Raw genomic sequence first — 13,596 nt, 5'->3', positions numbered from 1 at the left:
TAGATGATGCTTGTCATCTATTTGTTTAGATGATAGCCATCATCAAAATTGTCAAGGAGCCAATTTTGCCGAGAGTGTCAAAGGCCGCGAAAGAGAAAACGCACGAAAACCTGTTGGAGAACGCAGCACAACAGTTGCGACTGAACGGCTATGCGGGGTTGAACCTGTCAGAGGTCATGACATCGGCTGGCATGACTCATGGCGGATTTTATCGGCACTTCAAAAACAAAGAAGATCTTGCCATCTCGGCCACCCGACGCGCTTTTGATGCATATACTTCGCGGCTTGAGCATGATCTGGAGACCATGTCGGCACGCGACGCCCTCGGTTGTTTTGTAGAACGCTATTTGTCCATGAAACACGTCCAGAACCCCGCAGGCGGTTGCCCCGTCGCGGCGCTCAGTGGGGATGTGCATCGCTGTTCGGCTGCCGAGCGCACCGCATTGGAAACGGGAACAAGGTCCCTAATTGCGTTAATTGACACCGCGCTTGCTGGCTGTACCCCTCCAATTCAAATGTCGGGAGCGGCACTTCTGGGCGCGCTAGCTGGCGCACTCAATCTTGCTCGATTGCAGACCCAGGCGGCGGAGCAAGAGGCAATACTTGTCGCGGCTCAGCGACACATGAGGGTCGTCGGGGTTTTGCCCAACACGCTATAACAAAATCGTTTCCGAGTTGCTGCAGTATTACCGATTGGATTGGAGGGATTCATAATCCCGGCGAAAGCTGGTATTGTTTAGCCCTCGGGTGTCCAGTCGGGCTGAGGGTCACAGTTAGATGGTTCGGTGCGCGCGTGTTTGTACCATTGATTGAACTACGGCAGTTTGCACAAAACACTTTGGCGACAGTTGAGCCTTAACCTGAGGGATATATGAACACACACAACGCGCCCTCAAGGGATACCGCTTTTGCCGCGAGCATTGCACCAACGGAGTGGCCCACTCCCCTCAATCACCAGCATTCATCACAAAGGCACTGCGCACCAACGACGAGCGGCCCTTTGGCAAGGTAGATGACGTTTCCGCAAAGACATTTTCCAACAAATGATTTTCCCGTCTGTACCCATTTCGGGTTAGGTTTAATGCCGATGGCGAGGTGCGCGCCATTGAACCTTCTGTTTCAATAAGCGTCTCGGTGGTATTCCTTGAGCGTTCTCAATGCGCTGGAACATCTTGGCGACACCGGTACCGCACAACCACGGAGTTGCAGAAAATGGTGTTCCTTGAACTGGACCAGGACACTGTGCGGCACAATCAAAAGATTATTGTTATGACGGAGAAGGGCAATCGTTTCGCCAACGATGCGCGCAGTGTCCTCGAATGTGTTGAACAAGAGCTTGCCGATCGGATCACACCCGAAGTCATTCAATCCATGCGCAGCGCGTTAGAAGCCGACTGGGGAATTTCGGGTTTGGGTTCTCCAACGGATTAGAACCTGAAATTGGGCTATCTGATAAGTGGGATTGCCGGTGATCCCGACTTTCAGAGCGCCGAAAAGTTGCGTTACAAACCATGCTGCAACTGAGAAAATGGAACGGTCGAGGGGTTGATAATCCCAAGCATCTCGCATCGTAAATCACGCGCGGCAAAGTGAAACCAGTCAGGTGAGCCAAAGGCGCATTTGCGCAAACGCGCCCTTGCCTCAAGATACCGACGGCGGATTGCAAGTCTTCAGGGTTCTGCTTTGAATGATCGCAGAACGGCGCAGTGTTCGACGCCCTCATCCATTTTTTCGGGGTCGATTTTCATATGAGCGAAATAGCCGCCGGCCGCCTCGGATTGCATCGCGCGTTCAAACACGGCGTCTGCTTTGGCGCGGCTTTCCCAGAGGATTATGTCTGTAAATGTTCCGTCAGCTCGGCGCACCATATCGCGGCGCAGAAAGCCGTCTTGATGATCTAGAAATTCGCTCTGAAAGGCCTCGGACGCGCGAAGCAACTCTGCTTCGGATTTGCCGTCGGCAAGTGTGATCGTGGCAAGCTCAAGGATGGTTTGTGTCATGTGTTCTCCAATTCTAGGTTCTGATTCCTTGCTTGTAAGAGGGTAATATGCCAAAAAATGGCATATTTTATGCGACGCTTGGTCTATGGGAACACACGCACGTATCGAACGTCTGGACCGGCTGGAATACTGGTTAAAATCCGACGACCCTCTCATCCTTCGTGACGCGGCCAAAGAACTTGGCGTGTCATTGCGCACAGTCCATCGTGATCTGGACATACTTCGCGAACGCGGATTACCCATTGAGGCAGAACGCGGGCGCGGTGGCGGGGTTCGTTTACCTTCAACATGGGGCATCGGTCGCGTGTCGCTAACCCGTGGAGAAACTCTTGATTTGTTAATTGGTTTGGCCATCGGCGAAACGGCTTATGGGGCGTTTCAAATGGGGCATTCCGGTGCAATTCGGCGTAAATTGCTGGCCTCGTTCTCGCATGTTGATCAGCGCCGGATCGGGACGTTGCGGAGGCGTATTCGAATTGGGGCAACGGCATCGGGTGCCATCGTTGACAGCTTTTCCACCACGCCAATGCAGATCAGCAGCGCGCTAAAAGAAGCCTTTGTACTGTGCCGCAATCTGCAGATTGACTATCGCGATGGCCAGAGCCAGATGACCACCCGTGAGATTGAACCACATTATCTACTGGTCAATCCGCCAGTCTGGTACGTGATTTGCTGGGATCATCTGCGTGGGGCGCCGCGGACGCTCCGCTGTGACCGAATAGCAAAAGCAACGCTGGCACAAACCCCATTCGATATGCGCCCATGGGCTGATTTTGCGCCGACACAGGACGGAAATCCAACGCACGAAGTATGACGGCTGGGGCGCCGCGTGTTGGGGTAAAAACAATCAACTCAGCGTCGGTTACAGCAGGGACGCGCTGACAAGAAACGCTTGATCCCGGGTATGATTGAACTGACACGCCAGTAATGAGCGCTTTGCACGTCTCACAGAGCTGCGACAAACGTAGGGTTTCAGTTTCCTTCAGATCGACGCTGATGAACGACCGGATTGGTGCCATACGCCGCATCGCGACTGAACATGCGCCGCACCTGCGAGCGGATGCCACATCAGCAAACGCCCAAATGGGCAACGGCGGCAAATCTCCGCATTCTGAACCTTCGGCCCTTAGCCGTGACCAGCATATGCGTGCCAGATACCCAGCACACCCACCAAAATCAGGCTGAGCGCCCAGACCACATCAAGATTGAACCAAGTCTTGGACAGGAATTTGAGGCCGAGCCAGAAGTACATGCCTGCGGCCAGCGCGCCCCCTGCCAAGGTCATGGCAAGCGTGTGGGCAAAGGCCACGGTGAAGGCGATGCCGATGTTGGCGGACATCAGCGTGCTTGCCGCTTGGTGACCTGCGTCCAATTCTTCGACCGCGCAAATGCCAAGGTAGATCGGCACAAGCATCAGCCCAGCGCCATGCGCCATGGCGGCGAGGAATGACCAAAGCCCAAGTTGCGTTGGTTTGACCCGCGCCAGAAACCGGGGATGCCGTCGGTTGATCAGCAGATAGACACCAAGGGCGATGACAAGGATACCGGCCCCGATGCGGATTTCGACCTCGTACTGCGCCAAGGTCAGCATCATCGAAAACGGCAAAAGGATCGCGGTCATCGCGATGAAGTGGCCCACGGCCAAAGCCACAAGCGCCCGCAGCAATGCGGCCGTCTTTTGTTCGAACAGCGCAGCAGAAACCGCCAAGGGCCAGCCCATGCCGGGGTTCACGCCGTGATATATGCCTGAAAAAATGACGGCCCCCCAAAGGGCCGCCACTGAAGTCACGTCTTCCAAAGGTTAGACGTTCGGGTAGCAGAAGCTGTCGGTCGAACAATCGCCACCTTCCAGCCTGATCTGGTGTGAACGGTAGCCTTTGGGGAAATCGACGTAGAAATCCTTGTCCAGATGGAAGCCGTTTTCGTCATTGTTGGCCATGACCATCTGCCCGCCTTCGTCATCGGGGTAGAACTGGTCATCCCAGGTCGAATAGAGCGAGTTGGTCCAATAGACGCGTTTGCCATCGCGGCTGATCTCGACCATCTGCGGGCCAAAGGCAAAGGGCTTGCCGTTAGGATGATTAGCACCGCGAGCGATGCCGCCCACCTCGACCTTGCCGGCAAGGACCGGGTTCATCGGATCGCTGACGTCGTATTGGTGCATTTCACCCAAGCCCCAGCAGGCGACATAAAGGTATTTGTCATCAAGGCTGAGGTCGATGTCGGTGACCAGTGGCGGCACCGCGCCAAATCCCTGCAGAAGCGGTGGCAGGTTCTCTGGATCCTCTGGCCGGGGGTCGATGGTGATGGTTTTCTTGGACTGCCAATTGCCATCGTCATCGCGCCACCAGGTAAAGATTGCGCCCTGCAGGTTGGTGGTATCGACCACGACGCCGCAGAAGCCATAGGACTTGGCCGGGTCATGGGCCGGGCGGATTTCCAGCGCCATCTGGTAGTTTTCGCCGAAATCCATTGTCTGGATGTTCTTGCGCTTGCGCAGATCCCAGAAATGGATGGAGTGGCCGTATTTGTTGCTAAGCAGGTCATCCGGCACGATGCCGCCTTCGAACTGTGGCGGCAGGCCCCATTCAGAGCTGACCATGTAATCCTGCGGCAAGTTCCACCAGAAATCGTAGTGCTTGTCCTGTTTGCCGCGATCCATCTCGTAGCGGCCGATAATTTCGAAGGTTTCGCAGTCCATGATGAAGATGCCCGGAGGGCCATCTGTGCCATCTTCGCCACCGCCCCCAAGGGTTGAGACATAGATGCCCTCTGGCCCGCAGTGAATCGTGTGAGGGCGGGAATACCCTGTCTTTTCAAAAACTTCCTCTGGCTCGATCGTCTTGTGGATCTTGGCCTTGAGCGGGTCTTTGACGTCGATGATGTAGATGCGCGACGAGCGGATGCCCGGCACGATCAGGTAGCGCCGTTCAAGAAAGGCATGGCCCGTCAGAGGTGACAAGGCCGAGGAACAGGCGTTCCAGCCAAAGTGGTGAAATTCGTCGCCCTTGTTGGGGACGATGACCTGATGCACGATCTCGCCGTAGGTCTTGGATTTGGGGTTCACATCGACCACGGCGATCCCATCGGATTGCTCGCCGTCGGGGCTTAGCATCACGGTGAACGCATAGTTTTCGGTGGGTGCCGCCATCGCAAGCTGCGGGGTTGCGTGGAACGTCGGATCTGGCCGTAAATTCATGTGGTATCCTCCCAGATAACTGAAAACCACACCTGACCTGGCGAGGTTTTGCCTTGAATGACCGCTACGCATGTCTGCCCAAGTAGCAGAGGTGGAGCGGCGCCACCTTTCTAAATGTCTGACAATTGAACGAAGTCCGGTTTCTAAAATCAAGAACTTTGTCCGCTGCACTGCCGCATTGACCGCGTTTGGGCCTGTTGCACAGGCAGGTTTCGCTATAAATTGTTGGTATGAAATTGATTGTAGGGCTCGGCAATCCGGGCGAAAAATACGCAGGCAACCGCCACAATATCGGGTTTATGGCACTGGATCGGGTCGCCAATGATCATGGATTCGCAAGTTGGCGGTCCAAGTTTCAGGGCCAGATCAGCGAGGGTCGCTTTGGCGCGGACAAGGTTCTGTTGCTCAAGCCAGAGACCTTCATGAACCTTTCTGGTCAGTCGGTCGGAGAGGCGATGCGGTTTCATAAACTCGCCCCTGAGGATGTGATTGTCTTTCACGATGAGATTGATCTGGCCCCCTCAAAGGTGCGGCTGAAAACCGGGGGGGGGCATGCGGGGCACAATGGCTTGCGCTCGATCCACGGGCATATCGGCCCCGATTACGACCGCGTGCGGCTGGGTGTCGGGCATCCCGGCCACAAGGACGCCGTGCCGGGCTATGTGTTGCGCGATTTTGCCAAGGCGGATCAGGACTGGCTGGATGATGTATTGCGCGGGATTTCGGACGGGATCGCGCAGCTTGTCGCAGGGCATGGTGACAAGTTACTGAATGCGGTTGCCTTGCGGGCAGCACCGCCCCGGTCCTCTACCACCAAGCCAAAGCCAAAGGCGAAACCGGAACCGGCGCCTGTGCCCGAAGACACCCGGTCGCCGATGCAAAAACTGATGGACAGGTTCAAGTGACGCCGCCCCAAGTTGCTGAGGCTTTTGATTTCCAATCAAAGGCTTGTGCCGCACTCGGCTCGCCCTTCATGGGGCAGTTGATGGCGCTTTTTGCCACGCAGGACTGGCCGGAGGGTCTGATCACTGAGCGGGTCTTTGGCTGGGAGGGTGACCTTGGGCCGCGGGCGCAATCGGTGCCGTTGCGGCTGGCCGGGGCGCTGCATGCGCTGCATCTGCAAGGGCACGCGGTGCTGGCCCCGGTCTATCCGCCGCAAAAGGCCAGCGATGCCGCTTTGTGGGACGCTGTATGCACGGTGCTGCAGACCGATGCCGGTGCGATCAATGCTTGGCTGGACAGTGCGCCGCAAACCAATGAGGTACGCCGCGCTGCAACCCTGATTGGTGCGGGCCATCTGCTGGCTGCACGGTTTGGCCTGCCGATGCGGACATCCGAGCTTGGCGCAAGTGGTGGGCTGAACCTGCATTGGGATGCCTATGCATTGGCGGCGGGCGGGCAGACCTTTGGCCCTGACGCCCCTGCCCTGACGCTGGCGCCGGAATGGTCCGGGCCCGTGCCCCCCGCCACCCGGCCCGTCGTGGCCATGCGCGCGGGCGTGGATTTGAACCCGCTGGACCCTGCGGCCGATGCGCTGCGACTGCAGGCCTATCTGTGGCCGGATCAGCCAGAACGCCTGTCGCTGACGCGCGCCGCGATCCAGGCAGCGGCAACGGCTGTCGATCAGGGCGACGCGATTGACTGGCTGGCGCCGCGCCTGCCGCATCAGGCCGGGGTGCTGCATCTGATCTATTCCACAATCGCGTGGCAGTATTTTCCGGCGGACAAACAGGCCCAGGGCACTGCCCTGATTGAAGCCGCTGGAGCGTCAGCAACCGAAGAGGCGCCGCTGGCGTGGTTCGGGATGGAAAACGATGGTGGCACGCGGGGGGCGGCATTGACCCTGCGGCTTTGGCCCGGCGATGTGACGCTTGATCTGGGGCGCGCCGATTTCCACGGGCGTTGGATCGACTGGCGGTTGGCCGCCATTCCGCGTTAGGGTCGGGACATGGAAAAAGACCCCTCTTTCAACGTTCTGGGCAGCACCTTGCAAAGCTGCTCGACCGATCCGATGACCGGCTTCTTTCGCAACGGTGCTTGCGATACCTGCACAGAAGATGCGGGCAGTCACACGGTCTGCGCGGTGATGACGGCCGAATTCCTCGCCTATTCGAAATACGTCGGCAATGATCTGTCGACGCCCCGGCCCGAATTTGGCTTTCCCGGCCTGAACCCAGGCGACGGCTGGTGTTTGTGCGCCTCGCGGTTTCTGCAGGCCCATGACGAAGGCTGCGCGCCGCAAGTGAATCTGCATGCCACCCATGTGCGCGCGCTTGAGATTGTCCCGATTGATGTGCTGCGCCAGTATGATGCGACTGATTAGCCTGCTGTTGGCGTTTGCCGCCCTGCCCGCTGCCGCACAAGACATGCGCCCGCAAGAGGCCGCGCGACTGGCGGATTTGGACGCCACCGCGGGCGAAGCGCTGTTGGGGGCCTTTGCCGCGGGCCGTCGCGGTGACATTGACCTGCTGCAAGAGGCTTTGGCCGGGTCGCCCCTGCCCCCGCTGCAGACCACGCTGGCAGGCGATTGGTCGTGTCGGACGTTCAAGATGGGCGGTCTGGTCAGTCTGGTGGCTTATGCCAAGTTTGACTGCCGGATCACGCCGGATGGGACCAGGTTCACCTTTGAAAAACTGACCGGAAGCCAGCGCACGTCCGGTACGATCCAGATCATCGACGGGCGGATGATCTATCTGGGTGTGGGCACAGTGAATGACGCGCCACAGCGCGCCTATGACGCGCTGCACCCGGCATTTATTGGCAACGGAGAAGTGCAGCCGCAGGTCGGGTTGGTCGAACAATCCGGGCCCGATAGCGCCCGCATCCTGTTCCCGTCACCGGTGGTGGAAAGCGATTTTGATGTGCTTTGGCTGACCCGCGCGCCCGGCTAGGCGTCACTGTGCTGCGACGCGCAATCCGGTGGCACCGCCGTCCATCAACTCTTCAATAAAGAGGCTCAGCAATTGGGGCCGTCCACTGACGCCGGCCTTGCGGTAGATCGCGTTGGTTTGGGCCTTCACGGTGCCCTCGCTGGTTTCGCGCAGCACGGCGATTTCGGCGGTGGATAGCCCTTTGATCGCAAAAAGCGCCACGTCGCGTTCGGCCGGCGTAAGCCCCCAGTTTTCGAATCGTTCTTCAAGCAGGTCCATGAAAGCACCCGATGCCGCCTGCAACTGGCGTTCGATCTTGGCGTTGCGCTGCAGGGTGCGGCGCAACAACAGGCCGCCGTAGACAAGGCCAAGCAGCAGGCCAAGGGCCGCACCAAGCTCGATCAGCTCGTTGACTATCCAGGGGAAGGGACGCAAGCCGGTGATGGCCGAGAAGAGGTTCACCAGATAGAGGGCCGCGCAAATCGCTTGCACGGCCAAAACAACGATCAGGATCAGACTACGCCCCATGATCCCGATGCCCGTCTAGTTAATCGTCATCATCATCGTCGTCATCACCGTCGTCGTCATCATCATCATCGTCGTCGTCATCATCATCGTCGTCGTCGTCATCGTCATCGTCGTCGTCATCATCGCGGTCTCGATCCCGGTCATCGTCATCATCGTCATCCCGGCTGCCGCGCCCGGAATTTGACGACCCGCTGCCGGAATTGTCCCGCTCAGCGCGGTCATCCTTGTCGTCATCATCATCGTCACGGTCACCGCCGGAAGACCGGCTGCCGCTGCCTGAATTGCTGCCGGATGAGCGGTTGGGGTCCACCACATTGACCCTGGGCCGATCAGCGCTGTTGCTGCGAGGTTCCCAAAAGTCACGCAGGATCTCGCCCGTTGTGGGGTTGAACACCATCTCGCGTTCCAGGGTGTTTGAATAAGCCTTGAGTTGCACGCGGCCCAGCAAGGTGCGTTGCACTTCGATGCGGGTAAAGCCCTGGGCCTGCAATTGCGAAACGATCTGATCCTGTACCGATTGGGCCGACGCCCCGACGGGCGACAGAAGAAGCAGCGCTGCAATAACGATCAATCTCAACATGTTGCCCACCAAGGTCACCCCCGCACCAGGTTGGTGCGAGGGCACAGCTCTTATTGTGATCTGCGTCCGCGATGAACGCAACGACGATCAATCGTCATCATCATCGTCGTCATCATCATCATCGTCATCGTCATCATCGTCGTCGTCATCGTCATCGTCATCATCGTCGTCATCGTCATCATCGTCGTCGTCATCCCGACCACCCCGGCGATCATCATCGTCGTCGTCGTCATCGTCCCGACCACCCCGGCGATCATCATCGTCGTCGTCGTCATCGTCCCGACCACCCCGGCGATCATCGTCGTCATCATCATCGTCGTCCCGGCCACCGCGACGATCATCGTCATCGTCATCATCGTCATTCCGGTTGCGATCGCCGACGAAGTCCCGGTTTTCATTGCGGACCTCGATGCCGGGGGCGGTATCGTCATCTGCGTCGACGCGGTTCACCTCTTGCTTGATGATCTCGCCAGTGCGGGCGTCATAGACAACCTCCAACTCGCGGTTGCCGCGAATGGCCTCGACCTTGATCTGACTGAGGCCGTTTTTCACTTCGATCCGGGTATAGCCCTGCGCTTGCAGCTGCGGGATGACCTGATCAGCGATGGATTGGGCGGTCGCCGCACCGGCCAGCAGCGACAGGGTGACGGTCGAGACTTTCAGAAGCGTTTTCATGGACATGTTCCTTTGGTTCGGATGCTACGGTCCGTCCGCAGCGATGCCCCGGTGATGCCGCGACACAGCACTCTGAGATATTGTCCCAAGGTTTAGGAGCGTCGCCATAAACCCAACGCATAAGGGCCTAAACTATTGGTCTAGGCCCTTGGACTTGCAGTTTATCGCGCGTGCCTATTCCACGCTTCGCCCCTCTGGCCCTGACATATCGAACCCGAGCGCGCGCGCCACGGTAAAGATATCCTTGTCGCCACGGCCACACATGTTCATCACGATGATGTGGTCCTTGGGCAGATCGGGGGCGATCTTCATGACGTGGGCCAGCGCATGGCTGGGTTCGAGCGCGGGGATGATGCCCTCTGTGGCGCAAGACAGCTGGAAGGCTTCCAGCGCCTCCTTGTCAGTGATCGAGACATATTGCGCGCGGCCGATTTCGTGCAGCCATGCGTGTTCGGGACCGATGCCGGGATAGTCGAGGCCGGCGGAGATGCTGAAGCCTTCGAGGATTTGTCCGTCATCGTCTTGCAGCAGATAGGTGCGGTTGCCGTGCAGCACGCCGGGGCGTCCACCGGTGAGTGACGCGCAGTGTTCCATTTTCATGTTCACGCCTTTGCCGCCCGCCTCAACGCCAATGATGCCGACATCTTTGTCATCGAGGAACGGGAAAAACAGGCCCATGGCATTGGACCCGCCACCAATTGCGGCGATCAATGTGTCGGGCAAGCGGCCCTCGGCGGCCATGATCTGTTCTTTGCACTCTTTGCCAATGATCGCCTGAAAGTCGCGCACCATGGCCGGGTATGGGTGCGGGCCCGCCACCGTGCCGATGCAGTAGAAGGTGTCGCGCACATTGGTGACCCAGTCGCGCAGCGCGTCGTTCATCGCATCCTTGAGCGTGCCGCGACCGGATGTGACGGGGATCACCTCTGCCCCCAAAAGCCGCATCCGGAAGACGTTGGGCGCTTGGCGTTCGACGTCATGTGCGCCCATGTAGACCACGCATTTGAGGCCAAACTTGGCGCAGACCGTGGCGGTGGCCACGCCGTGCTGACCGGCGCCGGTTTCGGCGATGATCCGGGTCTTGCCCATGCGGCGCGCGAGGATGATCTGGCCGAGCACGTTGTTGATCTTGTGCGCGCCGGTGTGGTTAAGCTCATCCCGTTTGAGGTAGATCTTGGCACCGCCCAGATGGTCGGTCAGGCGTTCGGCGAAATACAGCGGGCTGGGGCGACCGACGTAGTGGGTCCAGAGGTCGTGCATCTCGGCCCAGAAACTGTCGTCGGTTTTGGCGTGTTCATACTGCGCCTCGAGGTCGAGGATCAGCGGCATCAGCGTCTCAGACACAAAGCGCCCGCCAAAGTCGCCAAAGCGGCCGTTTTCGTCGGGTCCGGTCATGAAAGAGTTGATCAGGTCGTCAGGCATCGGGCCACCTTCGTTTTTGCACGGAAGAGAGGTATCGCGTGGCCCGGCAATGGTAAAGCGGCAACCGGTCGCAGGGCACAGTTTCAGTTCGGCGGATCAGACCCTTCGAAGGGTCTGCAGCAAAGCCTTCAAAGGCTTTGCACCTGCGGGTGTCCTGCGCGTCCCAGACCCTTCAAAGGGTCTGATCCAAAGCCTTCAAAGGCTTTGGACCCACCACGCCCGCTCACTCAATCTGACGGACATCAGACCGATTGCACAGAATGATGTAGTCGCCGCCATTTTCAATCGCGCGATACCCGCGACGTCGAATTTCGCCTTCAAAGGCCTGCCTGCCGACAAAGCGTTCAACATCCCGCACCTTCCGGCGCACCACGCCACCGTTTTGGGCAGCTTTGGCGCTGAACAGATGCTGCAACCAATGTGCAGCGCTCAGATACTCGGGAACCTGGGTCATGACCATACTCTGGCCCGACATGGTTAAAGTGGGGTTAAGCGCCGCGCGCCGCCGCACAGAAGGCGGCCATCAGCGCGGGGTCCTTGACCCCGGGTGCCGTTTCCACGCCTGAGCTGACGTCAACCTGCCGCACGCCAGTCTGACGAATGGCTTCTGCCACGTTGCCGGGCGTCAACCCACCCGCCAGCATCCAGGGCACCGGCCAGCGCCGCCCGTGCAGAAGCGTCCAGTCAAACACCAGCCCATTGCCACCGGGCAAATCTGCGCCCTTGGGGGCCTTGGCATCCACCAGAATTTGATCGGCCACGCCCAGGTGCGTGTCTAGCTCGGCCAGATCAGCGGCCTCAGCCACGCCGACGACCTTCATCACTGGCAGGCCATAACGCGCCTTGACGGCGGCGACACGCGTGGGCGTTTCGTGGCCGTGCAACTGGATGATGTCGGGCAGGGCCTTGTCCACAATCACATCCAGCGTGGCGTCGTCCACATCCACCACCAGTGCAACCTTGGCCACGCCCAGAGGCACATGGAGGGCCAAGGCGGCGGCCTGATCCACTGTCACGCTCCGCGGTGATTTGGCAAAGAAGTTCAGGCCGATGTAACGCGCCCCCGCATCTGCCGCAGCCGCAATGGTGTCGGGCGTTTTCAGCCCGCAAATCTTGACCGCAATGTCAGATGTCACCGCGCCGGTGCGTCCAAGAGCGCCAGCACGTCGTCGCCCTTTTCGGGGCTGGCCGATTTGGCGCGCAAATCGGCAACCTCTTTGCGCAGTGCGGCCACTTCGCGCGCCTTGGCGCGTGCATCAGAGCGGATGCGGAATTCGCGCACCCATTCCCACAGGAAGCCGATTAACAGACCCACGCCGACGCTGATGAAGATGACCACAAAAAGCGGTAGCGACACATCGGGCGAGATACGCAACAGATCTGCCAATGGCGTAGGCATTGCGTGCACGGTGACCTCACCGCGGTTGCCCAACCCCACAATGATCAGGCACAGCCCGACAATCGCCCAAAAGCCGTAACGCAGCGTCTTCATTCTTGATACCCTTTGGCAGCGGGCGCAGTTACGCCCCGTTCAAACGATCTCGTAGCAGTTTGCCGGTCTTGAAGAAAGGCACATGCTTCTCTTCAACTTCTACAGCCTCGCCGGTGCGCGGGTTCCGACCGGTGCGGCCGTCGCGCTTTTTCACCGAGAATGCGCCAAATCCGCGCAGCTCGACCCGGTCGCCATCGGCCATCGCACCTGTGATCTCTTCGAAAATCGTGCTGACAATGCGCTCGACATCGCGTTGAAACAGATGGGGGTTCTCGTCTGCGATCTTCTGAATCAGTTCCGAGCGTATCATTCCGTGTGACCCCCCAAAGGCATTGAACATATGGCGCAGGTTTGCCCCGCATTGGGGCCGACTATAGGCGCTAACTTCCGATCACGAAATAGTGCCATTGCCCTGATTTGCGGGAAATTGTGTGTTTCCTTGGCGTTTGCGCGCCTTGCAAGCCCTTGATTAGCGACATGCTTTTGCCCGCGCGTCTGAAATCGGGTGACGCCCCTGATCCGATTCGCACCAATGCTGCGCTGCGTCATGGGCGCGTCAGCCGGGTCCGGCGTAGCGCGTGCGCAACCGCAGCTTGTCGTGGGGATGTGGCTGATCTCTTTCATCGACCGGCTTTATTGGGTGGGTCGAGTACCCACTGCCGTCTGCGCGGGCAACCTGACACCCTTGGAAACGGGATCTTGTCGATCATGCTTGTGGCGCGCATCTGAGACGGTCACATCGCGCGACAAAATGTAGCGGTCATTCCCAATGCAACGCAGGTCGGGATTGATCAGAATCTATGCATCTGAGAAAAAAAAGGCCCCGCCGC

At 58.8% G+C, this 13,596-nt stretch carries 18 protein-coding genes; 7 read left to right on the top strand and 11 right to left on the bottom strand.

Going from position 1 to position 13,596, the window contains the following annotated elements:
- Positions 1 to 29 precede the first annotated feature (29 nt).
- Entirely contained in the window at positions 30 to 659 is a 630-nt protein-coding gene (locus tag AB3Y40_RS01825) for a TetR/AcrR family transcriptional regulator (protein WP_369437098.1), read from the top strand.
- Between the two features lie 553 nt (positions 660 to 1,212).
- On the top strand, positions 1,213 to 1,431 hold the full coding sequence (locus AB3Y40_RS01820) for a hypothetical protein (RefSeq protein ID WP_369437097.1): 219 nt from the start codon (positions 1,213 to 1,215) through the stop codon (positions 1,429 to 1,431).
- 239 nt (positions 1,432 to 1,670) lie between these two features.
- Here the strand turns inward: AB3Y40_RS01820 and AB3Y40_RS01815 are convergent, their stop codons facing one another.
- Entirely contained in the window at positions 1,671 to 2,000 is a 330-nt protein-coding gene (locus tag AB3Y40_RS01815) for a hypothetical protein (RefSeq protein WP_369437096.1), read from the bottom strand.
- Positions 2,001 to 2,085: 85 nt separating this feature from the next.
- Between AB3Y40_RS01815 and AB3Y40_RS01810 the strand changes: the two genes are divergently transcribed.
- The gene (locus AB3Y40_RS01810) at positions 2,086 to 2,814 is read left to right on the top strand and encodes a helix-turn-helix transcriptional regulator (protein ID WP_369437095.1); all 729 of its coding nucleotides are present in this window, start codon (positions 2,086 to 2,088) and stop codon (positions 2,812 to 2,814) included.
- Between the two features lie 312 nt (positions 2,815 to 3,126).
- On the opposite strand, the gene AB3Y40_RS01805 is transcribed toward AB3Y40_RS01810, so the two are convergent.
- Together AB3Y40_RS01805 and AB3Y40_RS01800 are read right to left on the bottom strand one after the other, a co-directional pair.
- Entirely contained in the window at positions 3,127 to 3,798 is a 672-nt protein-coding gene (locus AB3Y40_RS01805) for a hypothetical protein (protein ID WP_369437094.1), read from the bottom strand.
- Positions 3,799 to 3,801: 3 nt separating this feature from the next.
- Positions 3,802 to 5,199 carry a selenium-binding protein SBP56-related protein gene (locus tag AB3Y40_RS01800; protein WP_369437093.1) on the bottom strand — a complete coding sequence of 466 codons (1,398 nt, stop codon included), beginning with the start codon at positions 5,197 to 5,199 and terminating at the stop codon, positions 3,802 to 3,804.
- A gap of 230 nt (positions 5,200 to 5,429) precedes the next feature.
- Between AB3Y40_RS01800 and pth the strand changes: the two genes are divergently transcribed.
- Genes pth through AB3Y40_RS01780 form a run of 4 tightly spaced genes read left to right on the top strand, consistent with a single transcriptional unit; the run spans position 5,430 to position 8,090 of the window.
- Positions 5,430 to 6,104, top strand: coding sequence for an aminoacyl-tRNA hydrolase (gene pth, locus AB3Y40_RS01795; RefSeq protein ID WP_369437092.1), 675 nt, complete (start codon positions 5,430 to 5,432; stop codon positions 6,102 to 6,104).
- Positions 6,101 to 7,138: a DUF2332 domain-containing protein gene (locus tag AB3Y40_RS01790; protein ID WP_369437091.1), complete on the top strand. Its 1,038-nt coding sequence runs from the start codon at positions 6,101 to 6,103 to the stop codon at positions 7,136 to 7,138. Before pth ends, AB3Y40_RS01790 begins: the two co-directional genes overlap by 4 nt.
- A 9-nt stretch (positions 7,139 to 7,147) precedes the next feature.
- Positions 7,148 to 7,522, top strand: a complete 375-nt coding sequence (locus AB3Y40_RS01785; protein WP_369437090.1) for a DUF2237 family protein — start codon at positions 7,148 to 7,150, stop codon at positions 7,520 to 7,522.
- Positions 7,506 to 8,090 carry a DUF4893 domain-containing protein gene (locus AB3Y40_RS01780; RefSeq protein ID WP_369437089.1) on the top strand — a complete coding sequence of 195 codons (585 nt, stop codon included), beginning with the start codon at positions 7,506 to 7,508 and terminating at the stop codon, positions 8,088 to 8,090. Before AB3Y40_RS01785 ends, AB3Y40_RS01780 begins: the two co-directional genes overlap by 17 nt.
- 3 nt (positions 8,091 to 8,093) lie before the next feature.
- Here the strand turns inward: AB3Y40_RS01780 and AB3Y40_RS01775 are convergent, their stop codons facing one another.
- The 8 genes from AB3Y40_RS01775 to ihfB form a co-directional block, all read right to left on the bottom strand.
- Positions 8,094 to 8,597 carry a helix-turn-helix transcriptional regulator gene (locus AB3Y40_RS01775; RefSeq protein WP_369437088.1) on the bottom strand — a complete coding sequence of 168 codons (504 nt, stop codon included), beginning with the start codon at positions 8,595 to 8,597 and terminating at the stop codon, positions 8,094 to 8,096.
- Positions 8,598 to 8,616: 19 nt separating this feature from the next.
- Positions 8,617 to 9,177 (bottom strand): hypothetical protein, encoded by a 561-nt coding sequence (locus tag AB3Y40_RS01770; protein ID WP_369437087.1) that lies wholly within the window; start codon positions 9,175 to 9,177, stop codon positions 8,617 to 8,619.
- An 87-nt stretch (positions 9,178 to 9,264) separates the two neighbouring features.
- Positions 9,265 to 9,852, bottom strand: a complete 588-nt coding sequence (locus tag AB3Y40_RS01765) for a PepSY domain-containing protein (RefSeq protein ID WP_369437086.1) — start codon at positions 9,850 to 9,852, stop codon at positions 9,265 to 9,267.
- Between the two features lie 174 nt (positions 9,853 to 10,026).
- The gene (gene trpB, locus AB3Y40_RS01760) at positions 10,027 to 11,274 is read right to left on the bottom strand and encodes a tryptophan synthase subunit beta (RefSeq protein WP_369437085.1); all 1,248 of its coding nucleotides are present in this window, start codon (positions 11,272 to 11,274) and stop codon (positions 10,027 to 10,029) included.
- A 223-nt stretch (positions 11,275 to 11,497) separates the two neighbouring features.
- Entirely contained in the window at positions 11,498 to 11,728 is a 231-nt protein-coding gene (locus AB3Y40_RS01755) for an N-(5'-phosphoribosyl)anthranilate isomerase (RefSeq protein WP_369437084.1), read from the bottom strand.
- Positions 11,729 to 11,762: 34 nt separating this feature from the next.
- Entirely contained in the window at positions 11,763 to 12,410 is a 648-nt protein-coding gene (locus AB3Y40_RS01750) for a phosphoribosylanthranilate isomerase (protein ID WP_369437083.1), read from the bottom strand.
- Positions 12,407 to 12,766 carry a LapA family protein gene (locus AB3Y40_RS01745; RefSeq protein WP_369437082.1) on the bottom strand — a complete coding sequence of 120 codons (360 nt, stop codon included), beginning with the start codon at positions 12,764 to 12,766 and terminating at the stop codon, positions 12,407 to 12,409. Before AB3Y40_RS01745 ends, AB3Y40_RS01750 begins: the two co-directional genes overlap by 4 nt.
- 28 nt (positions 12,767 to 12,794) lie before the next feature.
- A complete protein-coding gene (gene ihfB, locus AB3Y40_RS01740; RefSeq protein ID WP_369437081.1) occupies positions 12,795 to 13,076 on the bottom strand; it encodes an integration host factor subunit beta in 282 nt (93 codons plus the stop codon).
- Between the last annotated feature and the right edge of the window lie 520 nt (positions 13,077 to 13,596).

Origin of the sequence: Yoonia sp. R2331, from assembly GCF_041103235.1 — a bacterium.
In the GTDB taxonomy this organism is placed as follows: domain Bacteria; phylum Pseudomonadota; class Alphaproteobacteria; order Rhodobacterales; family Rhodobacteraceae; genus CANMYO01.
Note: the sequence above shows the minus strand (reverse complement) of the source record. Positions and strands in the feature narration are given on the sequence as shown.